General features: G+C 56.7%; 19 protein-coding genes, 1 tRNA gene and 1 pseudogene. 16 read left to right on the top strand and 5 right to left on the bottom strand.

From position 1 onward, the window contains the following. Nucleotides 1-483: 483 nt before the first annotated feature. Nucleotides 484-1248 carry a nucleotidyltransferase family protein gene (locus HPC62_RS21890; RefSeq protein ID WP_172358515.1) on the top strand — a complete coding sequence of 255 codons (765 nt, stop codon included), beginning with the start codon at nt 484-486 and terminating at the stop codon, nt 1246-1248. A gap of 58 nt (nt 1249-1306) precedes the next feature. Here the strand turns inward: HPC62_RS21890 and HPC62_RS21885 are convergent, their stop codons facing one another. After that, nucleotides 1307-1516: a hypothetical protein gene (locus tag HPC62_RS21885; protein WP_172358514.1), complete on the bottom strand. Its 210-nt coding sequence runs from the start codon at nt 1514-1516 to the stop codon at nt 1307-1309. Nucleotides 1517-1541: 25 nt separating this feature from the next. Here HPC62_RS21885 and serS point away from each other — a divergent pair, with 25 nt between their 5' ends. Together serS and HPC62_RS21875 are read left to right on the top strand one after the other, a co-directional pair. Continuing rightward, complete coding sequence (gene serS, locus HPC62_RS21880) at nt 1542-2822, top strand: serine--tRNA ligase (protein ID WP_172358513.1); 1281 nt, start codon at nt 1542-1544, stop codon at nt 2820-2822. Between the two features lie 304 nt (nt 2823-3126). Then, the gene (locus tag HPC62_RS21875) at nt 3127-4401 is read left to right on the top strand and encodes a GDSL-type esterase/lipase family protein (RefSeq protein ID WP_172358512.1); all 1275 of its coding nucleotides are present in this window, start codon (nt 3127-3129) and stop codon (nt 4399-4401) included. 208 nt (nt 4402-4609) lie between these two features. On the opposite strand, the gene HPC62_RS21870 is transcribed toward HPC62_RS21875, so the two are convergent. Beyond that, nucleotides 4610-5161 (bottom strand): HD domain-containing protein, encoded by a 552-nt coding sequence (locus tag HPC62_RS21870; RefSeq protein ID WP_172358511.1) that lies wholly within the window; start codon nt 5159-5161, stop codon nt 4610-4612. A 685-nt stretch (nt 5162-5846) separates the two neighbouring features. Between HPC62_RS21870 and HPC62_RS21865 the strand changes: the two genes are divergently transcribed. The 5 genes and pseudogenes from HPC62_RS21865 to HPC62_RS21845 all read left to right on the top strand — a co-directional run bounded on the left by HPC62_RS21865 (nt 5847) and on the right by HPC62_RS21845 (nt 10459). Further along, a complete protein-coding gene (locus HPC62_RS21865; protein ID WP_172358510.1) occupies nt 5847-6383 on the top strand; it encodes a gamma-glutamylcyclotransferase in 537 nt (178 codons plus the stop codon). 410 nt (nt 6384-6793) lie between these two features. After that, nucleotides 6794-7753: an orange carotenoid-binding protein gene (locus HPC62_RS21860; protein WP_172358509.1), complete on the top strand. Its 960-nt coding sequence runs from the start codon at nt 6794-6796 to the stop codon at nt 7751-7753. 207 nt (nt 7754-7960) lie between these two features. Next, nucleotides 7961-9023, top strand: a pseudogene (locus HPC62_RS21855) (ISKra4 family transposase). A gap of 225 nt (nt 9024-9248) precedes the next feature. Beyond that, on the top strand, nt 9249-9959 hold the full coding sequence (locus HPC62_RS21850) for a fatty acid desaturase (RefSeq protein WP_172358508.1): 711 nt from the start codon (nt 9249-9251) through the stop codon (nt 9957-9959). A 161-nt stretch (nt 9960-10120) separates the two neighbouring features. After that, nucleotides 10121-10459, top strand: coding sequence for a hypothetical protein (locus HPC62_RS21845; RefSeq protein ID WP_172358507.1), 339 nt, complete (start codon nt 10121-10123; stop codon nt 10457-10459). Nucleotides 10460-10666: 207 nt separating this feature from the next. Here HPC62_RS21845 and coaBC read toward each other — a convergent pair whose 3' ends face one another. Next, nucleotides 10667-11878, bottom strand: coding sequence for a bifunctional phosphopantothenoylcysteine decarboxylase/phosphopantothenate--cysteine ligase CoaBC (coaBC, locus tag HPC62_RS21840; protein ID WP_172358506.1), 1212 nt, complete (start codon nt 11876-11878; stop codon nt 10667-10669). A 124-nt stretch (nt 11879-12002) separates the two neighbouring features. Continuing rightward, the gene (locus tag HPC62_RS21835) at nt 12003-13322 is read right to left on the bottom strand and encodes a four-carbon acid sugar kinase family protein (protein ID WP_172358505.1); all 1320 of its coding nucleotides are present in this window, start codon (nt 13320-13322) and stop codon (nt 12003-12005) included. Nucleotides 13323-13573: 251 nt separating this feature from the next. Here HPC62_RS21835 and HPC62_RS21830 point away from each other — a divergent pair, with 251 nt between their 5' ends. Next, complete coding sequence (locus HPC62_RS21830; protein ID WP_225906800.1) at nt 13574-15715, top strand: EamA family transporter; 2142 nt, start codon at nt 13574-13576, stop codon at nt 15713-15715. A 231-nt stretch (nt 15716-15946) separates the two neighbouring features. Here HPC62_RS21830 and HPC62_RS21825 read toward each other — a convergent pair. After that, a tRNA-Ser gene (locus HPC62_RS21825) sits at nt 15947-16033 on the bottom strand. 257 nt (nt 16034-16290) lie between these two features. Between HPC62_RS21825 and HPC62_RS21820 the strand changes: the two genes are divergently transcribed. The 7 genes from HPC62_RS21820 to HPC62_RS21790 all read left to right on the top strand — a co-directional run bounded on the left by HPC62_RS21820 (nt 16291) and on the right by HPC62_RS21790 (nt 21832). Further along, nucleotides 16291-16659, top strand: coding sequence for a 2Fe-2S iron-sulfur cluster-binding protein (locus HPC62_RS21820; RefSeq protein ID WP_068510268.1), 369 nt, complete (start codon nt 16291-16293; stop codon nt 16657-16659). Nucleotides 16660-16827: 168 nt separating this feature from the next. Continuing rightward, nucleotides 16828-17655 (top strand): inositol monophosphatase family protein, encoded by an 828-nt coding sequence (locus HPC62_RS21815; protein ID WP_172358504.1) that lies wholly within the window; start codon nt 16828-16830, stop codon nt 17653-17655. Nucleotides 17656-17769: 114 nt separating this feature from the next. Further along, a complete protein-coding gene (locus tag HPC62_RS21810) occupies nt 17770-18807 on the top strand; it encodes a J domain-containing protein (RefSeq protein ID WP_172358503.1) in 1038 nt (345 codons plus the stop codon). 60 nt (nt 18808-18867) lie between these two features. Further along, nucleotides 18868-20112, top strand: a complete 1245-nt coding sequence (locus tag HPC62_RS21805; RefSeq protein WP_172358502.1) for an ATP phosphoribosyltransferase regulatory subunit — start codon at nt 18868-18870, stop codon at nt 20110-20112. Between the two features lie 294 nt (nt 20113-20406). After that, nucleotides 20407-20631 (top strand): indolepyruvate ferredoxin oxidoreductase subunit alpha, encoded by a 225-nt coding sequence (locus tag HPC62_RS21800; protein WP_172358501.1) that lies wholly within the window; start codon nt 20407-20409, stop codon nt 20629-20631. Nucleotides 20632-20708: 77 nt separating this feature from the next. Further along, nucleotides 20709-21437 (top strand): ABC transporter ATP-binding protein, encoded by a 729-nt coding sequence (locus HPC62_RS21795; protein ID WP_172358500.1) that lies wholly within the window; start codon nt 20709-20711, stop codon nt 21435-21437. A 68-nt stretch (nt 21438-21505) separates the two neighbouring features. Then, entirely contained in the window at nt 21506-21832 is a 327-nt protein-coding gene (locus tag HPC62_RS21790) for a heavy metal-binding domain-containing protein (protein WP_172359107.1), read from the top strand. Nucleotides 21833-22352 lie beyond the last annotated feature (520 nt).

Genomic DNA, 22352 nt, shown 5'->3' with positions numbered 1-22352 from the left:
ACTACATTTAGGGTCATAAATTTACAAAGGTTTCGCCATCCCCCGATGGCATCACCCAATGGTTCCAGCGTTCAACCGCTGGACTGAATTCGGCCTGCAAGTCGCAAAACCCGAATCTGGATGTCCATCGGCGGTGTATCGTGCCATTTCGCTCCTAAATCGCTGCGGAAAATGCGGAATCAAACACCTGGTTCAGCGCTCTATGAGGGGCGATCGCCCAAGTTTCGCATCCGGTTTCGAGGGCTGTCAAAGGCGTGCCAAATCAAGCGTTTTGGCAAAAAGCTGCTTTTAGCTTTCCCAGAAACTTAAAGGAAATATAAAAATCTCATAAAAATTTCATGACATTTCTGCGGACTGGAAAAAGCACTGAAAAAGCTCAGTATCCTTACACAGGAGGTTTCTGCGCTCAGTCCATCCTGTTTCTGACTTGCCTTACTCTGGCTTGCCGTACTGTGATGAGTTCGATGAATTCCATGAATTCGTATGTCCAATGTCATCGGATTGCTGCCTGCTGGCGGACAGGCGACCCGGCTTTCGCCCCTGCCGATGAGTAAAGAGCTTTACCCTTTGGGCTTTCGCACAAGTGCCGATGGGCGCACTGTTCCCAAAGTCGTCAGCCACTATCTGCTGGAGAAAATGCAGCGGGCGGGGATTGCCAAAGCCTTTTTTATCTTGCGGCCGGGCAAGTGGGATATTCCCGCCTACTATGGCGACGGCGCACTGGTGCAGATGCGTCTGGGCTATCTGACGGTGCATGTGCCCTACGGCGTGCCCTACACGCTGGATCAGGCTTACCCGTTTTTGCAGGGGGCAACCGTGGCGATTGGGTTTCCCGACATCCTGTTTCAGCCGGAAAACGCCTACGCCGCACTGCTAGAGCGGCTGGCGCGAGGGGGCGCGGATGTGGTGCTGGGGCTATTTCCGACCAAAAACTTTCGCAAAGCGGGCATGGTGCAGTTTGATGAAATCGGGCGTGTGCAGCAAATTGTTGAAAAACCCCAGCAGACAGACTTGACCTATATGTGGGCGATCGCCGTTTGGTCGCCCCGCTTTACCGAGTTTTTGCACGAGTTCGCCAGCGGCCCCATTCCCGAAACAGAAGTTCCCATCGGCGATGTAATCCAGGCTGGAATCAATGCGGGGTTGCGAGTGGAAGCAGAAGCCTTTCCCGACGGCTCCTATCTGGATGTCGGCACGCCAGACGACTTGGCACGGGCGATTCGGCAACTTACGCCGCCGGAGGGATAGTGCTGAAGATGGAAGACGGAAGATGGAAGATTGAAGATGGAAAACTGAAGACTGAAGGCTAGAGAGCATTGGGGTCAATGCCGAGTGATCGTAGGCGCTCTGCCAGTTTTTCGGCCCGTTCGCGTTTCGACTCAGCTCGTTCGCGTTCGGCTTCGGCTTGCTGCTGCACTTGCTGGAGTTGCTCTTGCGTGAGGGCGATCGCCCCCACACGCTGTCCCCCCGTGACGCTGCTCCCACAATCCTTGTATCCTGTGAAATGCCACAGCAAGTAAAAAATACGGCGGGGAAAAACGGTGCTGGATATCAAGCAAATTCGGGAGAATCCGGAGCAGGTGCAGGCAAAGCTGGATCTGCGGGGCGGCGGGTATGACCTGAAACCAATTTTGGCGCTAGACCAGCAGCAGCGTGAGCTAGAAGTGGGGCGATCGCAGCTTCAGGCCCGCAGCAACGAAATCGGCAAGCTAGTCGGGCAAAAGATGAAATCGGGAGCCAAGCCTGATGATTCTGAAGTGCTGGCGCTCAAGGAAGAGGGCAACCAGATCAAGGCGCAACTGAGCGATTTGGAGCCGAAAGAGAAGGAGATCAAAGAACAACTGCAAGCGCTCTTGCTCACGTTTCCTAACCTGCCCAGCGAGGAAACCCCGATTGGCAAAAGCGAAGATGAAAACGTCGAAATTCGCCGCTGGGGAGACGAGTATATTCCCACCAATCCCGACATTCTGCCGCACTATGAAATTGGCGAGAAGCTAGGGATTTTGAACTTTGAGCGATCGGTGAAAATTGCCCAGAGTCGCTTTGTGACGTTGCTGGGAGCGGGCGCAGCGCTGGAGCGGGCGCTAATCCAGTTCATGCTCGATCGCCACACCCAGGCGGGCTTTGTGGAGGTGCTGCCGCCGATTTTGATTAACACGGCCTCGCTGACGGCTTCGGGGCAACTGCCGAAGTTTGCGGATGAAAGCTTTAAGTGCGATCGCGACGATCTCTGGCTCACGCCCACGGCCGAAGTGCCCATCACCAGCCTCTATCGCGACGAAATCCTAGAAGCCGACGCACTGCCGATTTATCACTGTGCCTACACGCCCTGCTTCCGACGCGAGGCAGGCAGCTACGGGCGAGATACACGGGGGCTAATCCGCCTGCACCAGTTCAACAAGGTGGAAATGTTCAAGTTTGTGCATCCAGATACCTCGATGGATGAACTGGAGAGCCTCACCCAGGCGGCCGAGGGGGTGCTGCAAGCGCTGAAGCTGCCCTATCGCGTGATTGCCCTCTGCACGGGCGATCTGGGCTTTGCCTCGGTAAAAACCTACGATCTGGAAGTGTGGCTGCCCAGCCAGGGCAAATATCGGGAAATCTCAAGCTGCTCAAACTGCACCGATTTTCAGGCTCGTCGTGCCAGCCTCCGCTTCAAAGAAGCCGGTAAGAAAGGAACCCAGTTTCTCCACACGTTGAACGGCTCTGGGCTTGCCGTGGGGCGCACCATGGCTGCCATTCTGGAAAACTATCAGCAGCCGGATGGAACCGTTGCCATTCCCGAAGCGCTGCGACCTTATCTAGGACGCGACGTGCTGTAGCGCAAATCGCTGCCCTATATCAGCCCTATATCAGTCCTACATCAGCCCTGATCTCTGGCTCTGGGCAATCGGGGCTGGGAACTCAGTGCTGGAAACTCAGGACTGGAGATTTTTCAGGCTGGAGTTTCAGATTTGCAGTCAACTTGTGGCTAAGCTCTGGCTAAATTCTTCAGATTTGCAGTCAACTTGTGGCTAAATTCTTCAGATTTGCAGTCAACTTGTGGCTAAACTCTGGCTAAATTCTCCTGATGGGCGGGCGATCGCCTGCAAGTAGGAAAAAGGTACTGTGCAGGATGATTGAGCCATGAGTGAGTTGCTGTTGCTGGCGGCAGGGCTACTGAGTCGAGCAAATGCGGGATCGCTGCCCACTGCAAACCTGCTGCCCGTGCTGCCACCGCCTGCCGATGCGGCAGGAGTGCCCGACGCAAAAGCCGCTGTTGTTCCCGTGCAGGCTGCGACAGATCAGGTGGTGCAGCCAGAATTTAGCCAGCCTTCGCAGCGGGCCTCGGCGGAAAACCTGCGGACTGCTGAAACGGGGGGAGCCTGGACGGGCAGACGGCGATCGCTCCGAATCTCGCGCCTGCCCCGGCTCCAGCGGACAGCCCAGGCGCAGCCTGTTACTGCACAGCCTGTTACCGCACAGCCTTCCACCCCAGCGCCCAGGTTCAACACGCTGCAAACCACTGCTCAGAACGCTGCTTCCCAGAGCGATGGGTCTCAAGCCCGCCCACCCCAAGCCAGCGCCGTTCGGAGCATGACAGCAGGGCGATCGCCCGTACAGGTTGCCGTTGCGTCATCCTCTGCGCCTGCGCCAACGCTGACAGCCCCAACACTGACAGCCCCAGTCCTGACAGACGTTGTGCCGACTAGCCGCGTCCGTCCCCAAAGCGGGGCCCAGCAGTATCAGCAGCGGTGGGCGGCGCTGCGGCAGGGGCGAACCTACACGCGCATTGCGGCCGACAGTTTTGCAGAGCAGTGGATCAACGCGACCGAACAGCCAACCTATGAACAGTGGGTCACTCTGCTGGGCTACGAAGCGCGGGCGATGGCCGCAGGCCAGGGCAACAACCGACTGTCGGTGCTGGTGGGCGATTCCATTAGCCAGTGGTTTCCCGTAGAGCAACTCAGCCGCGATCGCTTCTGGCTGAATCAGGGAATTTCGGGCGACACCACGGCGGGCGTGCTGCGGCGGCTGTCGCTGTTTCAAGACACGCGCCCAGCAGATATTCATGTGATGGTCGGTATCAACGACCTGCGGCGCGGCGTGTCCAATGCCGAGGTGTTGAATAACCTTAGCCAAATTATGCAAAACCTCCGCCAGACGCACCCCCAGGCCCGCATTTGGATTTATTCCATCTTGCCGACGCGGCTGCCTGCCCTGCCGCCAGAGCGAATCTTTGCGCTAAACCAAAACCTGGAGGCGATCGCCCGCCAGCAACAAGTCGCCTATGTTGATCTCCAGCGCTTCTTTGCCGAGGAGCCTTCGGGCATTTTGCGCCGCGACCTGACCACCGACGGCATTCACCTCAGCCGCACGGGCTACGCGCTCTGGCAGTGGGCGATTGGCTATTTGATTTGATTGATTTGAGGCATGAGCGTCCGCTGCTGTACAACTGCTGCAAAACGTCGAGGTTAGCCGTCAGCACTCCGATTCTGTCAGCTTTTAAGCTAAGTGAGCGATCGCCCAAGATGCCTGTGCCGTGGGGAATAAGAACGCTCGCTGGAAAATAAGGGCGATCGCCCCTCAGGAAGCAAGTTAGTGATCTGGTGATCAGTGATCTAGTGATTTAAGACTTTATCTTAGCTCGTCCAGTAGACAAGATCTGATTGTAATACGCTTCTAGCATTGGGTTATCGCCTCGCAGCCCGTTGATGATTTTTTCTGTCCAGTCTAGATATTCCAGTCGTCGTTCCAGCGTCCAATGGGTTGGCGGTGTTTCGGTGACAGAGCGGACGTTGGAGATTTTGTCGGCAATCTTGACCTGCTTGGCCCGCTCGGAAAGGTACGGCGCGCGTTCAATCTGGCGCTGTTTGCGTTCCGGCTTGGGCAGTTGTCGGTCATCGGTGACTTCTTCCACGACCTGCCGCACTTCTACGCCAAAGGCTGCGTCCAGTTCTGCTGGCGTGGTTTCAGTATCTTCCAGCGTGTCGTGCAGGATTGCCGCTTGCAGGGTAATTACGTCGCTCACGCCGCCAACCCGTGCCAAAATTTCTGCCACTTCGATCGGGTGGTTGATGTAGGGCGAAGTGTCCACGTCTTTACGGCGCTGATCGCGGTGCTTATTTGCCGCAAAGTGGATTGCTGAGAGCAGCGCGGCCGCTGGGTTTTGTTCTTTCATCTACAAGTCTCCCTGGTTGTAATCAGTCACGGTCAATTAGTCACGGTCAGTCAGTCACGGTCAATCAGTCACGGTCAATCAGTCACGGTCAATCAGTCACGGTCAATTAGTCACGGTCAATCAGTCAGAGTAAAACACGCTTCCTTCCACAGAATGCCCAGCTTTTTGGGTCAGGCTGCATGGGCATCAGGGCGATCGCCCAACGGCTCAACTCAGCGAAACCAGGCATCCTGCATGACTCGTTACTTGGCAGCGCCGTGTTCAGTCGGTATTATTTCCTCACTAGAACACTTCACTGGAACACTTCGCCAGGATTGCTCGGGTTTGGGCGAGATTTAAACTACGGTTCTTCGGTCGGGTTTGTGGACAATTCGGCAAGATTCCCGGTATTCTGGAGAATTGGGAGGGAAAATGTCAACCAGGTTTCTGCAAACTGCGCGGCGATTTAGTAAACTCTCACTTTAACGAATAGGACTTACGCAGTTGGACGATTTCTCGCGGCCTGCGCCCGCGAGAAATCGTCCAAAACCCAGAAACCCTATCGCAAGTGCGTAAATCCTGCGAAAGTCAAAAAGCTAAAGTGAGGGCGCTTTGAGTGCCTTGCAGCCGAACCGATCCCCCTGAAGTTCCCTTAATAAGGGGGGACTGCCGGACAGTAGAGACTTCATTTCCGTTCAAGAGTGCTATGAACCTTGCCGATCGCCCACTTCATCTTGCCCCTGAGTCCGTTGAACCCTCATTTCTATACTTTGCCTACGGCTCTTGCATGTGTCCGGTGGACTTGAAGCGATCGCTTGGTGAGCCGACGCACGCCTACGTCATGGGTCATGCCACGCTGCGGGGCTATCGACTGGGCTTTTTCTGCTATTCCAAGTTTCGCGACTGCGGCGTGCTGGATGTTGTACCCGATGAGCAGTCGTCGGTCGAAGGCGTGCTGTATCGGCTGCCGCTGCGGTTGAGCGATCGCCTCGATGCCCGCGAGGTCAGCTATCGCCACGAAATCATCACCGTGCAGGCTAACGGGCGCACCTACGACAACGTTCGCACCTACACCGCGCTGCACAAGCTGCCCGAAGAAAAAGCCCCCAACGACTGGTACTTTAATGTAGTGCTGCGCGGAGCCGTGACCTGTCGCCTGCCCGAAGCGTACTGCTGGCACCTCTGCCACCACATGCACCAGCTTCAGGAATTTGGACGGGGCGATCGCCTCAAAACGGCCTAATCTCGCTGCTAAAAAGTCTGGTCAGAACTGTTTTCAAAAGCCCCGTCTAAAACGCTCCAAAAGTCAAGAAAACTGAGCACCAAATTCCACCTTTATGGGCAAATAAAAATGGCTCAACCTTGAGGAAATAGTATGGAAACCCTAGAGTTTATCAAAAGCTTTTAGGGTTTCTTCGTGGTTTGCATTTTGTCCCCATGTTTCTGTAGGCTTAAGAGTAGACGTGATGGGTGTCGTGTTTGTAATTCAGCACCTCACCTAAGCCAACACATCACTTCAGATACACTGATAGGCAAAATAAGCTGACTCAAACTATCAGTCGAGAGTCATCTTAGAGTTTGCCTGTCCTCTTTGAAGGCTTCAGATTCTGTATCCTTCGGAGATTTTTAATCAAGTATGAAGGTGGACTGAATATGCCATTCACAATTGATTCCGCTCGTGGGATCTTCTCAAATACCCTGGCCGCTGATGTCGTTCCGGCAACCATTGCCCGATTCAATCAGCTCAGCACCGAAGACCAGCTTGCCTGGATCTGGTTTGCCTATTTGGAAATGGGAAAAACCGTCACCGTTGCGGCTCCTGGTGCTGCCCGGATGCAGTTTGCAGAACCAACCCTGAATGAGATTCGCCAGATGAGTTTTGCAGAGCAAACTCAGGTGATGTTCGATCTGGCAAATCATGCAGATACGCCAATCTGCCGCACCTATGCATCCTGGTCGCCCAACATCAAGCTGGGTTTTTGGTATCAGTTGGGTGAGTGGATGGAGCAGGGCGTGGTTGCCCCGATTCCGCCTAATTATGAGTTGTCGGCTAACGCATCAGCAGTGCTGCAAACGCTACGAGAACTCGATTCGGGACAGCAAATTACCATTCTGCGAAATGCAGTGGTGGATATGGGCTTTGATCCCAATAAATTGGGAGAGTACGAGCGGGTTGCTGAACCCCTAGAGGTTCCCAAAGAAGCATCTCAACGCACCAAAGTCAGCATTGAGGGCGTTGACAACCCGACCGTTCTTGCTTATATGGACAACCTGAATGCGAATGATTTTGGGTCGCTGATTGCGCTGTTTGTTCCCGATGGTGCGTTGCAGCCGCCATTCCAGCGTCCGATTGTAGGCCGAGATGCAATTCTGCGGTTCTTTCGAGAAGAATGCCAAAACCTGGTTCTGATGCCAGAGCGGGGTATTTCTGAACCTGCCGAAGACGGCTATACCCAGGTCAAAGTGACGGGCAAAGTGCAAACGCCTTGGTTTGGTGCGAGCGTCGGTATGAATATTGCATGGCGCTTTTTGCTGAATCCTGAAAACAAGATTTTCTTCGTGGCGATTGATCTTTTGGCTTCTCCAAAAGAGTTGCTCAATCTCGCTCGATGAGTCTATCTAGGTGAAATGGGTTCATGGAACAGGGTTAGTTTGCACTGAGTGGACAGAGCGCATCCCAGTTCTGCAAATTTGCCCTCATCCCCCAGCCCCTTCTCCCAAAGAGGGAGAAGGGGAGCCGGATCGGAAGGGAAGCATCCCACTTTCGCGAAAACAGTGCGAAGGGTGAGAATGGGAGGGTAGCCCCAGGGATGACTCACCATGACACCTGAAGACCAAAAGCGATTGGAAGCTTGTACAGCAGAGATCGCCGAGATTTTGTATCGCAATAGCAACCGAGAGGGCTCGATAGTCTAGAAGGCATCGAGCAGACTGTACGACGGCAAATGCTAGAGGAGGTGAGCCCTCGAGTTGCCCTTTTTTTGTCAACCAGAAAGCCTACCCCGCCCGAGGCCGGGTTCGCCGATTGAAGAGTTTGGTAGGGGTCCTTGAGATTCGTCAAAGTCAGGCAGAACGGTTAGGCGTAAAGGCTTACAGCCGTCTCAGTGGTGGCCTAGAGAAAGCCAACCTACGCTTAAGTGCCAACGAATCGTTTCAAGATGCAGAGGATGACATCGTAGCCCTGACCGGGATGCGGGTCGGGCACTCGACCCAACAACGTCTGGTGGGGCGTCAGTCGTTCGAGTCTGCCGAGGCTAAACAAGGCGTCAGTGAGGTCAGCATTGATGGCGGCAAAGTCCGTCTGCGTGACCTGCTAGAGTCCGATAGCCCGTGGCGAGACTACAAAGCGGTGCGGGTGGAGGGGATTGATTACAACGCCTTCTTCCAAGACAATGACAGCTTGATTGATTATCTCAGCGCTCAACGCTTGCTCTCCCCACTGGTCTGTCTGGGCGATGGTCACGCTGGGGTGTGGAATCTGTTTGCTCAACTCACCACCGTTGAGACCCGTTGGGAAATCCTCGATTGGTACCATCTCAAAGAAAACCTCTACAAAGTCGGTGGGTCGCTCAAGCGCTTAGCAGCGGCGGAAATGCTGTTATGGCAAGGTCAAGTGGAAGCCGCCAGGGCCCTCTTTGCCGACTGTCGGCGCAAGCAAGCCCGCAATTTTGAAGCCTATCTGAGCACCCATCGCTCTCGCATCGTGAATTATGGGTTCTACCAGGCTGAGCAACTCTGTTCTATTGGATCAGGAGCCGTAGAATCGGCTGTCAAACAGATTGGGCGACGCCTCCAAATTTCGGGTGCTCGCTGGAATACGGCCTCCGTTAATGCCATGTTGAGTCTGCGCTGTGCCTACCTCAATGGACAGCTCGCCAGTTGACTGTTTCATCGAAAGTGGGATGCTCCTGATCGGAAGTCTCTCTCCCAAGGCGGGAGAGGAATTTAGGGTGAGGGTTACAAAAGTGGGATGCATCTAGTGGATAGGCATCATTAAACGGCTCTGAGCCTGCGATTTTTAGTGCGCTCTCTTCGACAGAGGGCGCTTTTCGGTATGGGCGATTTTTAGAGTGGTTATCGCACTGTGACTGGGATATTTCTTGCGGCTGTGATTTTCGCAGGCTGGGTCGTCAGTTTGCTTTTGTTTCTATCAGTAGACTCTGCCAGTTTTTCGGTTTCCGGCGTTATTTTCGCAGTTCTCCTTCGCACGTTTTTGCACACGGGTCTGTTTGTAATTGGCCACGATGCCATGCATCAGAATCTGCTGCCCAATCACCGACGCATCAATCACTGGATAGGGGCGATCGCCGTTGGGTTATACGCCGCTATTTCCTACTCAAGCTGCTGTGCAAATCATCATCAGCATCATCGCTATCCCGAACAAACACGCGATCCTGACTTTCATGACGGTACGCACACCCATCCCTTCTGCTGGTATGTGAAATTTATTCGGGAATATATCGCGGTTTCGTCGATTTTGGGATTGCTGGGCGGCTGGGGACTGCTGCTTTGGGGGATGAGCCAAGTGGTTCCGATGGCTTGGAGCTGGGTCGTTCTGTTCGTGCTGCTGCCGTTTGTGCTGAGTTCGGTGCAACTGTTCGTATTTGGCACCTATCTTCCCCATCGTGGCAAGCTGGGGCCTCAAGTGCCGGAGTTGCTGCGGCCGGGCGATCGCACTCTCAATCCTTCACAAACCCAGTGGGGGCAGTGGCTCTGGTCGTTTTTCACCTGCTATCACTTTGGGCAGTATCACCCACGACATCATCGGTTTCCCAGGGTTCCGTGGTATCGGTTGCCAAGCTTCAGAGAAAAATGCTGATCTCAACCTAATGGAACCTAATGGATGAAATTTTGGCAAACTGCCTCCCCGAATTCTGAGAATTTATGAGATTATACGTACCATAGGTTTACATTATGATACGTGTCGCATTAAGAATTGCTGCATAGGTTCTTGCTGCTGCGGGGGGTTTGGCTTTTAAGATGCAAGCTACTGATATCCAATGGTCTAAGGCTGAGAAAGAGATAGCGCGGGCAGCCTTCGAGCGAGCCTATGAGCGTGAAATTCAGGCGTTGGTGAAGGAAGTGCGAGAGCGGGCCCACAGGGTCGGCGAAGTGGATGACCTGTGGACGCTTCATGACTTCCTCAGTGCGCGACGACACGCCCTGGAAGGGAAGTATGACTATCGGTATTCAGTGTTGATTTTTGTGTTTGCCCAGTTGGTTCAAGAGGGTTGGCTAGAACTGCACGAGCTAGAAGGGCTTGCGACAGACAAGTTGACCAAAGTTTCAGCGCTAACGCGAATGGGCTGTCATTTCTAAGCTGTCATTTCTAAACGGGTTGCAAAAAACCAAGAGGCGGGTAAGCGGTCACTTCTCAGATTTCATACTGCTGCCACTCGTTTCTCATTTATGTCTCATTTATGGGACGGATGTGGAACTGTTATGGGGCTGGAATGAGGCGATAGCGCTAGACGGGATGGGTGAGTTGGCGTTTCTCGTCTGCTGTTTCGTCGAGCCATCATTTGGTTACTCTATGCTTTGCACAAAGTCGTAGAGCCGATGCGCCATTAGGAGTTTGCTGCATGGCGCGATCGCCCTTTTTCTGCCCGTCTTATCCAGAAACACGGCCTGATTGTGGTCGCTGCCAAAGCCGCTATCTGGCAGATCGATGGGGTTAGCGACGATCGCATCTAACCGCTTGCGCTCCAGTTTTTCGACCGCTGGGGTTACGATGTCACCCGTTTGCGCGGCGAACCCAATCAATCGCTGGCTGGGCTGTTTGCGCTGGCCCAGGTCGGCGGCGATGTCGGGCGCGGGAACCAGGGGCAGGGCAGCGGGCAAGTCGGCTTTGGGCAGTTTGTGGGGATAGGTGGTGGCGGGCTGCACATCGGCAACGGCGGCAGACAGCAGAATCCAGTCGGCGGTGGGCAGTTCTTGCAGCATGACCTGGTGCATTTCGGCGGCGCTGGTGACGGCAATGCGGCGATCGCCCGCATCTAGCTTCAGCAAATCCGCGCTCATTGGCCCATGAACCAGCGTCACCGTTGCGCCCCGATGCTGAGCCGCTTGGGCCAGCGCCAGCCCCATTTTTCCCGTCGAGGGATTGCCGATAAACCGCACCGGATCAAGAAATTCCCGCGTGCCGCCCGTGTTGATTAGCACCTGCTTTCCTGCCAGGTCGCGCTGTCCCTGGGTATGCCGCAGCGATTCCAACTGAGCGACCAGATCGGGGGGTTCCGCCATGCGCCCCGCACCTAAGCGATCGCACGCCAGTCTTCCTGCCCCTGGCCCCGCCGTGTGAAATCGTGAGTCTTCCTGCACCAAGCGCCAGTTGCGCTGCACAGACGGCTGCTCCCACATGTCGGTATTCATTGCCGGAGCTAGCAGCACGGGACAGGTCGAGGCCAGCACCGTGTTGGTGAGCAAATTGTCCGCCAGTCCGTAGGCTAGCTTGCCCAGCGTGTTGGCCGTCAGTGGCGCAATCAGCATCACATCGGCCCATTCGCCTAGTTCGATATGCAAGGGTCGTCCGTGGCTGGGCTGCCAAAAGTCGGCATCGGTGTAGGCGGCATGGCGGGCCAAGGTTGCAAAAGTAAGCGGTGTCACAAACTGCTGTGCGCCGTCCGTCAGCACCACGCGCACCGCCGCGCCAGATTTTGCCAGCGTGGACACCACCTCGCACACTTTGTAGGCTGCAATGCCGCCGCCTATGCCAATGAGAATTTTGGGAGCGTCCATCTATCGATTTTGGATTTTGGATTTGCGATTTTGGATTTTGGATTTGCGGTTTTGGGCAACTCGTCAGGCGGTTGGAGAGCTTCCAGCGCGTTGATTCATCGTGGCACTCAGGAGATGGTGGCACTCAGGAGGCTTGAGATAGCCGCTGATAGGCTTGGGCGACGGCGGTGCGATCGCCCACGTTGCCGGGAAACAGCACCACGGGCAGATTGGGAAACTGGGGATGGTCGGGCGGGGTGCGAACTACGGACACACCGGGGAGAATCTGGCCTAGGAGGCGGGCGCTAGTGAGGGCAAGGCCGTCGCTCAGCGTGTCGTTGGAGGTGATGCCGCCCTTGCTGATCAAGAAGCCCACGTCGGCGGGCAGCCCCCGTACAATGTCCATCAGCAGCCGCGACACCGCCATGCCAAAGTCTAGCCGGGTCTGCGCGTCGGCGAAGGTCAACTCTTGGCGACTGGTGAACACAACGGGGGTCTGTCCTGCTGTGTGGGCTGCGTGAACTTGGTGCAGCAGGTTGGCCAGCAGCACGTCGCGGGACATTGGGGAATCGGGCAATAACTTGGCGACATCCACCTCGACGGGCACAACTCCCGGCGCTTGCAGCAACACCTCAAGCTGCTCTGTCGTTTTTTTCACATGGGAGCCAACGATGATTGCGCCGGGTTTGCCGTCGCGCACGTAGGTTGCCATGTCTGCCGGGGCAACGGGCTGGGGCGGCAGGTTGGCCAGGGCCGTCAGCAAACTGGCCGCGCTGCGAAACAGGAAGCGTTTGCCCTGGGAGGCAGCCGCCAGCACATCTGCCGCAAAGCGGTTCAAGTCGTCCTGGGTTTCGGCATCCACCACGCCGCAGGTGTTTCCGCTCAGCGCCAGCAGCCGCGCCGCCACGCCCGCCCGCACGTCCGCCAGCAAGAACCGCTCGACCTGTTCGGCGGCAATCCGCCCCTGGGTCTTTTCTTCGACGTAATCGGGCAGGTAGCTGTGGTGATAGGCAAACACCGAATCGCGGGCAAATTCCGTTTCGTGAACGGGAGTGGGCACGCCGTTGATGACCAGATAGTGAACGCTGTCGCGGGTGAAGCGGCCGCCCTCGAAAAAAGCAGGCGTAAGGAAGTGGGCATCGAAGGGGCCCAACACTTCGGCGATCGCATCGGTTTCCACGGGATAATGCCCGCGCAGCGTCGAGTCCGAACGGCTGACGATGAGAAAATCCTGAAGGCCCTCTAGGGCGATCGCCTGTTTTAGATTGCGACACACCTCCCGCGTCACCGCATCCGCTTGGGTCGGTGTCAGGGCGCGGGTGTTGGTTAGCACAAAGAAAATGGGCGACTCGTCCGCCAGCCCCAGCCTCAGCGTGTCTACGTCCCATCGCGTCAGCAGCAGACAGGAGTGAACCGTTTGCGACCCGGTGGGGTCGTCGTCGAGGACGATGATCTTGGGCTGCATGGGGGATTGGAAATTTGGGGTCAGGGGATGATTTTCTCAGATTTTGGTGCGCGATCGCCCTGCTGCGGGTACACTCAATCAGGCCGAATTCATACGCATTTCTCCAGAGCGATCGCCCCTTTTTACAGCACTTTCGTAAAATTTGGGCTAACCTCTGAGAGCAGGGCAGTGCATCGTAGCCGCCATCTTACCAAGCCTGGGGTCGCAAACCGATGGGGGAATTGGAACATCAGCCTGATCAGGGCAGCGAAATGTCAAACACCGAGACCAACCCTGGAAACGGAACGCCTCATTCCAAAGGGGTGGAACAGATTTTGCAGGACGTGACGCAGGATTTGCGATCGCTCCAGCAGGATGTGGTGTCTAGCCTGAGTCAGGATATTTCGCGTCTCCAGGCAGAGCGATCGCGCCTGCAAAACGAAATTGAAAAGCTGCAAAGCCAGCAGCAAACCCTGCAAAGCCAGCACCAGATTTTCTTGACCCAGCAGCAGATCGCTCAGCAAAAACTCTGGGCCAAGCAGCTTGCCCAAACAATGGCGGGCTATCTCTATAACCTGCTGGCTCAACGGCTTAGCCAGCTTCCGGGCGAGGCGGCCGCCCCCAACTTGCCGCCTGCTGCCCAATCTGCTAACTCGCAGCAGGCCTTGTCCCTGCTCGACGCGACGCTGAGCCAAACGCTAGCCTCACTGCAAAGCGACTTAAATGTCTATCACAGCGGGCTGTTGCAGCAAATCGACCGGATGCAAACCCTGGAGCAGCAAGGCGAGGCGCTGCTTGAGGCCCTAGTCAGCCGCCTGAATCAGCAGCTTCAAGCCGTGGGAACCGTTTCGCCGAGCCAGCCTGCTGCCTATTCCACGCTCACGTCGGAACCCGTTGCGCCGCCTGCCCGCCCAGGCTTGCCAGAACCGAGCCTGTTCAGTCCACCCGCTCCATCCCCCAGCGGCTCGACGGCTACGGGTGGCGAGTCTGCTCCGAATGGTTATGCTAGGCGAGGGTTCGAGCCGCCAGCGCCGCTGAATGTATCGCCTGATCCTGTATCGCTTGATAACGGTTCTCCCCCGACTGCGCCGACTCCCCGGCCCACGCCAACGGTTACCGTTTCGTCAAGTTCCTTTAGCGTCTCGACGCTGGCAGGGATTGTGCTGGCAGGGCTGCTGATTTTGGCGGGTGTGGCCATGCTGGGCAAGCTGATTGCGGCGCTGCTGGGCGGCGGCACGGGACTGTCGGTGGGAACCATGCCGCTGCTGCTGTTGACGCTGGCGGCGGGGCTGTCCTACTGGGTCTGGCAACAGGGCAGAGCGCCCCGACGACTTTCTGGACGAGCTGCTGGGCGATTTTCAAAGGGATCGCTACGCGAATCGCCCGCGTCTGGTTCTCCCGCAGGCGGACTGCCCAATCTGGCACAGCCGCAGGTGGGGCTGGTGCTAATTTTGCTCTCAACGCTTGCCCTGTCTCTACACAACGTGGTGGTGGGCATCATCGGCGGACAGACTAGTATTTTTGGGCTATTTAGCCTGCCGCGCTCGATCACGCTGGACAGCTTCAACGACTCGCTGCTGGTGTTGTGGCTGCGGATGGTGGTGGTGGTGCCTGTGATGGTGGCGATCGCCCGCTGGCTCTATCCCAACGCCTGGCGCGATATTCGCAGCTTTGCCCTGAGCCGCGATCGCGCTCTGCAAGGCTATGTTGTGGGTAGCGGAGCCTGTCTGTTTCTCTCGCAGGTGTTTATCTACATTGCGATCGCCGCGACGGGGCCAGGGGTCGCCGTGACGATTTTGTTCATGTATCCGCTGATCCTAGTGCCGCTGGCGTGGCTGCTATTCCGCGATCGCCCCACGCCGCTGCGGTGGGTGGTGTTGTTTGGGATTTTGTCGGGGGTCGTGCTGACGGCGCTGCCTCGGTTGATGCAGGCTACCAACGTGTCCACCAATGGCATTTTCTTTGCCATTTTGTCGGGCATCTTTTTCGCGCTGTACCTGATTACGATGCAGATCAGCTTTGGCAAAAAGCTCCATCCAGTGCCCGTCAGTGTCGTGCAGTTCTTCACGATCTTTGTGCTGGCGAATATCATGCTGCTGATGATGGGCGTTGAGGAGCCGCCGGATCATCTGATGGGGCTGCTGCTGGGCGGGCTGGTGCTGGGCACGCTCACGCTGCTGGGGTATCTGCTCAATAACCTGGGTGTGCGCCTGCTGGGGGCCGCCCGCGCCTCGATTATTTCTGCCAGCGGCCCGGTGGTGACGGCGCTGCTGGCCTATCTGATTACGCCGAGCGAACGCACCCAGCTTCAGCCTGTGCAGTGGATTGGCATTGTGGTCGTGACGCTGGGCGTGCTGGGCCTCAGCTTCGAGCGGATGCGGATGCAGAATAAAACCACCTCCGCTGCGAAGTAGCGCTCAGCGGCAGGAAGCCAGATGCCAGAAGCCCAAATAGCCAAAGAATTAAGGACTGAGAGCTAATTTGTAAAGGAGCCTGAAAGCCTTGTTAATCAAGGATTTCCGAGAAACCGCTTTTCCTGGGCAAGCATGACCTCAAAGCCACACATGCCAAGAGTTTCAGGCTTCTTAAGATTTGCTTCATAAATTAGCTCTGAGGCCGAGTAATTCGGATTCAACCACGGAGAACGGAGAGAGAGGGATTCGAACCCTCGTTAGAGTTACCCCTAAACAGCATTTCCAGTGCTGCGCCTTCAACCACTCGGCCATCTCTCCATACGCTTGCTGATTCGGCTTACTTGCTGCCAAGTCTCAACATAATTTTCAGCCCAACGGCCGCCAGTGATGAATGGAGAATTCATCCACAGAATCTCTATATTACCAGACCTTGGCACCAGTTAATCCCGAAACATGATTCTAACCCGACGAACTGCCTGATTCCTGCGACCCAATCCCTACCCGAATCTTTGGCAAGGAGGGGGCGATCGCCGTATGATCTCCAAGGCAGTCGCGTCCTACTTCCATCACCCAATATGCCTCGTTCCCATACGGTTCACATCTGCGATCGCCAGACTGGCACCCAGCACACCGTCGAAGTGCCTGAAGATCGCTACATCCTGCACACCGCCGAACAGCAAGGCGTACGTCTGCCCTTTGCCTGCCGCAACGGAGCCTGCACCACCTGCGCCGTCCGCGTGCGATCGGGCGATATCTACCAGCCCGAAGCAATGGGCCTGTCGCCCGAACTCCGCGCCCAGGGCTACGCGCTCCTCTGCGTCAGCTATCCCCTCACCGATCTGGAAGTGGAAACCCAGGATGAAGATGAGGTCTATGAACTCCAGTTCGGTCGCTACTTTGGCAAAGGTCGCGTCCGCCGCGCCCTGCCGCTAGAGGAGGACTAGGGTCTGGCTTGCAACGCCTGCTGTGCTAGCCTGACACCCTCGAAAAACTCGAAACATTCGTGCTTTCGGCTCTTTCGGCTCTTTCGGTTCGGCTCTTTCGGTTCGGCGCTTTCGGCTAGTTTTGAAGCCAGCGCTGACCCCCTGCCCTTTCAATTCCTAATCTCCAACATGCCTGACCTCCAACTGTTTCTCGACATCGCCACCGAAGCCGCCCTCGCAGCCGGAGCCGTCCTCCAAAGCTACTGGGGCAAGCTGGATTCGGTGCAGGAAAAGGGGCGACCCGGCGACCTGTTGACCGAGGCAGACAAGGCTTCGGAGGCGGTGGTGCTGGAGATTTTGACGCGGCATTTTCCGAATCACGGCATTCTGGCGGAAGAGTCGGGAAACGTCGGCCTGAGCGAAAGCGAGTTTCTCTGGGCGATCGACCCGCTGGACGGCACGACCAACTATGCCCATCAATACCCCATGTATTCAGTCTCCATTGGGCTACTGATCCAGGGACAGCCGCAGGTCGGCGTGGTCTATTGCCCTTTCTTTAACGAACTGTTTCGGGCGGCGAAAGGACTGGGGGCAACGCGCGATCGCCAGCCCATTCGCGTTTCCCACACAGCGGAACTGTCAAAAAGCCTCCTGGTCACAGGCTTTGCCTACGATCGCCGCGAAACCATCGACACCAACTACGCCGAGTTTTGCCAACTGACCCATCTCACCCAGGGCGTGCGTCGGGGCGGTTCTGCCTCGGTCGATCTGGCCTATGTCGCCTGCGGACGACTGGATGGCTACTGGGAGCGGGGGCTGAGTCCGTGGGATTTGGCAGCGGGCATCGTGCTAGTGGAAGAAGCGGGCGGACGGGTGACCGCCTACGACGGTGGCCCTTTCGACTTTGCCAGCGGGCGAATCCTGGCGACCAACGGACGGGTTCACACGGCCCTCAGTCAGGCCTTGCAAACCGTTCGCCCCCTACCAGAATTTGACCCGGCCACCTGGCAGGCTTAGCCGTTTTCTTGCAAACAATTTCCTTGCAAACATCTGGTAAACCATGACCCACCTGGAGAGCAATGCAGCTACACTAGAGGGAACTTTGGCTAGGGAATGAGTTGAGAAGCGCTGATGTCGTTTAACCTCGAATCGGGCTTGTTTGGCTTGGGTTGCTCAGATTACCACGCGGTGCTGGGTGTACCTGTGGATGCTGACCCAAAAGACATTCGCAAAAAGTACCTGCGGCTGGCGCAGCGCCTCCACCCAGATAGCTCAGGTCGCGAGTCAGAGGAGGATCGCAAACGAGCGGCAGAGTTTTTGTCCAAGCTGGTGAATCCAGCCTACGAAGAGCTTTCAAAAGAAAAGAAGTTCAACGAGCATTTGGTGGTGCTGAAGCTGAAGGGGCAGCAGGCGCTGAACCAGCAGGAAACGATCTTGCTGCAAAGTGACGCGGCCCGCAGCCTGGCCAGCGCCTACGGTGAATTAGACAGTGCCTATCGTCAGGCAATCAAGCGGCTGGCCGACGAGCAATACGCCCATCTGGATAAAACTGAAGAGATCACTGGGCAGATTAGTGAGCTAAATCTGGTGTATTTAATGCGGAAGGCAGGCAAGGGCGAGTTCCCCACGCCCGCCACCAGTCCAGCAAAATCTGCGGCAGCCAGCACCCCCGCAGCCAGCCCCACCCCCGCAGCCAGCTCTACCCCCGCTACGGGCGCTCGTCCGACCCCGACACCTCCCGCCGCCAAAGCGCCGCCCAGTCGGGAATCGGTCTTGGCCTCCTATTTGCGACGGGCGGAGGAGTTTGAAACCAAGCAAGATTATCCCAGCGCGGTCAAAGAGTTGCGGGATGCGCTCCAGATTGCCCCGAAGAACGGCAGCATTCACAGCCGACTGGGGGCAGTGTATCTGCGGGCAAACCAGCCCACGATGGCCAAGATTCATTTCCGCAAGGCGCTGGAGCTAAATCCAAAAGATGCCGCAGCGGAGGAGGGGTTGCGCCGAGTGGACCCTGCGTTTGCCGCTGCGAACGCCCAAGCTGCAAAAGCCGATGCCAAAGCCGCCAAGCCCACGCCGGGCAAGCCTGCGCCCAAGGGCAAGCCTGCTCCCAAGGGCAAGCCTGAGTCGGGCGGCGGGTTGTTTGGTCTGTTTGGTGGTAAGAAGAAATAGGCGGCAACCGGGATTTGACCCAGATGTTCCGCCGATCACCCACTCATTACAAATTCATCGATGGTGTACCAACCCCCCACAGGAGCCAGGGATCTGTTTCCGCTGGACGTGGCTCAGAAGCGCTGGATTGAGGATCGGGTGCAGCAGGTGTTTCACCGCTGGGGCTATCATCGCATCATTACCTCGACCCTGGAACGAATCGACACGCTGATGGCAGGCGGCGCGGTGCAGCGTTCGACCGTGATTTTGGTGCAGGATCGCGACGAGGAAGAACTGGGACTGCGCCCAGAGTTAACGGCCTCCATTGCCCGTGCTGCGGCCACGCGCCTAGCCGGAATGACCTATCCGCAGCGGCTCTACTACAATGCCAATGTCTTTCGGCGATCGCCCCGCAGCGGCATGGGCAGCCAGCACGAGTTCTATCAGGCAGGTGTGGAACTGCTGGGGGCAGGCGGTAGCGCAGCGGATGCTGAGGTGCTGCTGCTGCTGAGTGACTGCGTTGCCAATTTGGGACTGACAGACTGGCACCTGATCCTGGGCGAGGCGGGGCTGACGCGATCGCTCCTTTCGGTGTTTCCAGACTCCGTGCGAGAATCGGTGCGACGGGCGATCGCCTATCTCGACCGACTCCAACTGGAGTCTCTACCCCTCAGCCCAGACCTGCGGGAGCGGGCGCTGCTGCTGCTAGATCTGCGGGGCCGGCCTGCGGACGTGATTCAGCGGGTGTCTGCGCTGGATCTGGACAACCAGCAGCGCGATACCGTGAACGCGCTCAAGTCCTTGCTGGAACTGCTGCACGACAGCTTTAGCCGCGAACACCGCTCGCCCCCCAATCTGGTGCTAGACCTCAGCCTGGTGCAGACCTTTGACTATTACACGGGCATCGTGTTTGAAGTCGTCAGCAGCGGCGACAGCGGCCAGCGGGTGCTGGGGCAGGGCGGCCGCTATGACCAACTGTTGTCGCTTTATCATCCCCAGCAGCAGACCTGCCCGGGTATTGGCTTCACCTTCAACATCGAAGACCTGCATCAAGTCCTATTGCCCACTGGGCAACTGCCCGCCCAAACGCCGCCCAGCGATTGGCTCGTTGTGCCCAAAACTCCAGAGGCGATCGCCGCTGCCTTTGCCTATGCCCAGATGATCCGCGACTCGACCCATCTGGTGCGCGTGGAGGTAGACCTGATGCCCCGCGACAGCCTGGAGGCAACCCGCCACTATGCCCGCGATCGCCGCATTGGGCAAATCGCCTGGATCGCCGCCGACGGCACGCCAGAGGTTGAGCCGCTATTGGGGCGATCGCCCTAAAAACAACCTGATAGGCCTTACGCAGTTGGACACTTTCTCGCGGGCGCAACCCGTGAGAAAGTGTCCAAAACCCACAAAGCTGATCGCAAGTGCGTAAGTCCTGCCTGAGAAATAACCTGTACAATGGTGCTGTAAAGTCTTGCCAGATCTGGCTTTCATGACCTGGGATGAATTCCCTGAATCAGCCAAAGCGAGATCATAAAGGCGAGATTGTAATTCTATTGGGCCACTCAGTTAGACCTAAATGCTAGCCTCAAGCCCACCTGCCTGCGATCTGTCTGAGAGGAGAACACTGTGCCGCATACGATTGTGACCCACGTCTGCGAAGGCGTTGCTGACTGTGTAGATGCCTGCCCTGTTGCCTGCATCAACCCTGGCCCCGGCAAAAACAACAAGGGAACTGAATGGTACTGGATTGACTTTAGTACCTGCATCGACTGCGGCATTTGTCTGCAAGTGTGCCCCGTGGAAGGGGCAATCGTGCCTGAAGAAAGGCCCGATCTCCAGGAAACTCCTTGATTCTCCCCTGGTTCCCTTGATGTTTGCGTTGCAGCGTCTTAAACGCTAACCCCCAAGAAAACAAAAAAACAAGCCCCATGTCCACGGCTCCCTTGCTCACCGTCGAATCGGTCTATGCAGGCTACATCCAGGATCTCGATATTCTCCAGGGCGTAAATTTTCGTGTATACCCTGGCGAAATCGTGGTGGTCGTGGGCCCCAACGGCGCAGGCAAATCGACCCTAGCAAAGGCCATCTTTGGGCTGCTAACGCCCCATAGCGGTCGGATTCACTTTCGCAACGAAGACATCACTGGGCTGAAATCGGATCAGATTGTGCAACGTGGCATGTGCTACGTGCCGCAAATCGCCAATGTGTTTCCGTCGCTGACGATTGAGGAAAACCTGGAGATGGGCGCGTTCACGCGCTCCGGCTCGGTGCAAAACCTGAAGCAGAAAATTTTTGACGCATTCCCCAGGCTGGCTGAGCGGCGGCGACAACGGGCAGGAACGCTATCGGGTGGAGAACGGCAAATGCTGGCGATGGGGCGGGCGCTGATGCTCGATCCGGAGCTGCTGATCTTGGATGAGCCGTCGGCGGCGCTCTCGCCTATTCTGGTGAATGACGTGTTTGAGCGCATTCGGCAGATTAACCAAATGGGCATGGCGATTATGCTGGTGGAGCAAAATGCCCGCAAAGCCCTGGCAATGGCCCATCGGGGTTACGTGCTGGATACTGGGCGCGATCGCATCGAAGGACCGGGTCCCGAACTGCTCAATAATCCTCGTGTCAGCGAACTCTATCTCGGCGTGCGCCCCGCGTCCTGAACCGATCTGCAACCGTTATCTGTCTGAAAACTTCTCGCGGAGGAAATCTCATGGCCCCGAAACCCGGCATCCTGCTCACTACGGCCAGCCAAATCGGTGACCTCCAGATTGTCGATCATCTCGGCATTGTCAGCGGGGAGGCCATTTTGGGCGCGAATATCTTCAAGGACTTCTTTGCGGGCATCCGCGACATTGTGGGTGGGCGATCGGCCGCCTACGAGCGATCGCTCCGCGAAGCCAAAGACACCGCTATGCGCGAAATGGTGGAACAGGCTGAGCGCTTGGGTGCAAACGCCGTGATCGCCATTGATATCGACTACGAAACCATCGCCATCAGCAACGGTGGCAGTATGCTGATGGTCGCCGTCAGCGGCACAGCCGTCCGCTACGTCTAGTTAACGCCCAGCAGCCTGCGGCCTCAGTCAATTTGGCAACGCGCCCCCCCATGATGAAACGTCGCGTTGTCAAGGACGACCCACTGCCCAGAGCGCAGTTGGGGAATCTAGCAGGTTGCGAGCCAAACTGCAAACACGGTTCGATTGCACGCCCCTTCAATCGTGTTCTTGAGCTGGTTGCCTGACACAAGTCCCGAAAGCCCAGAAAATTCGTTGTCTTGGGATCGAAGCCCATAGCTCCTGAGTTGGAGCCGGAGGGCTTGGTCAGAGGAGCTTTTGGGCCAGCGTCCCCTACGAGAAATCAGGGGTTTCCAGAGATGTGTCAGGCAGTCAGGTTCTTGAGTCCATTCAGATCGATCGGCTGCATCACTTTTTACCGAAAGTCATCGCTGCAAGGTTTAGCCATTGTATTGCCAGGGGAAGACGCATCAGCATTTCTCTAGGCTATGTCTTAACCTGCCCGAATGCAGCTATGACACCAGCGCAATCTGCTGCTATTCTCGCAAACCTAGGACTTACG

The organism is Thermoleptolyngbya sichuanensis A183 (genome assembly GCF_013177315.1).
GTDB classification, from domain to species: Bacteria; Cyanobacteriota; Cyanobacteriia; order Elainellales; family Elainellaceae; genus Thermoleptolyngbya; species Thermoleptolyngbya sichuanensis.
The sequence above is the reverse complement of the archived record's forward strand: the minus strand, read 5'-3'. Positions and strand labels throughout refer to the sequence as shown.

Excerpts from the sequence above, each read along its gene's own strand:
- HPC62_RS21890 (WP_172358515.1), top strand. The coding sequence starts at position 484 with ATGTCCAATGTCATCGGATTGCTGCCTGCTGGCGGACAGGCGACCCGG.
- HPC62_RS21820 (WP_068510268.1), top strand. The coding sequence starts at position 16,291 with ATGCCTCGTTCCCATACGGTTCACATCTGCGATCGCCAGACTGGCACC.
- HPC62_RS21830 (WP_225906800.1), top strand. The coding sequence starts at position 13,574 with ATGTCAAACACCGAGACCAACCCTGGAAACGGAACGCCTCATTCCAAA.
- HPC62_RS21805 (WP_172358502.1), top strand. The coding sequence starts at position 18,868 with ATGGTGTACCAACCCCCCACAGGAGCCAGGGATCTGTTTCCGCTGGAC.
- HPC62_RS21875 (WP_172358512.1), top strand. The coding sequence starts at position 3,127 with ATGAGTGAGTTGCTGTTGCTGGCGGCAGGGCTACTGAGTCGAGCAAAT.
- HPC62_RS21810 (WP_172358503.1), top strand. The coding sequence starts at position 17,770 with ATGTCGTTTAACCTCGAATCGGGCTTGTTTGGCTTGGGTTGCTCAGAT.
- HPC62_RS21815 (WP_172358504.1), top strand. The coding sequence starts at position 16,828 with ATGCCTGACCTCCAACTGTTTCTCGACATCGCCACCGAAGCCGCCCTC.
- HPC62_RS21865 (WP_172358510.1), top strand. The coding sequence starts at position 5,847 with ATGAACCTTGCCGATCGCCCACTTCATCTTGCCCCTGAGTCCGTTGAA.
- HPC62_RS21845 (WP_172358507.1), top strand. The coding sequence starts at position 10,121 with ATGCAAGCTACTGATATCCAATGGTCTAAGGCTGAGAAAGAGATAGCG.
- HPC62_RS21860 (WP_172358509.1), top strand. The coding sequence starts at position 6,794 with ATGCCATTCACAATTGATTCCGCTCGTGGGATCTTCTCAAATACCCTG.
- HPC62_RS21870 (WP_172358511.1), bottom strand. The coding sequence starts at position 5,161 with ATGAAAGAACAAAACCCAGCGGCCGCGCTGCTCTCAGCAATCCACTTT.
- coaBC (WP_172358506.1), bottom strand. The coding sequence starts at position 11,878 with ATGGACGCTCCCAAAATTCTCATTGGCATAGGCGGCGGCATTGCAGCC.
- HPC62_RS21835 (WP_172358505.1), bottom strand. The coding sequence starts at position 13,322 with ATGCAGCCCAAGATCATCGTCCTCGACGACGACCCCACCGGGTCGCAA.
- HPC62_RS21795 (WP_172358500.1), top strand. The coding sequence starts at position 20,709 with ATGTCCACGGCTCCCTTGCTCACCGTCGAATCGGTCTATGCAGGCTAC.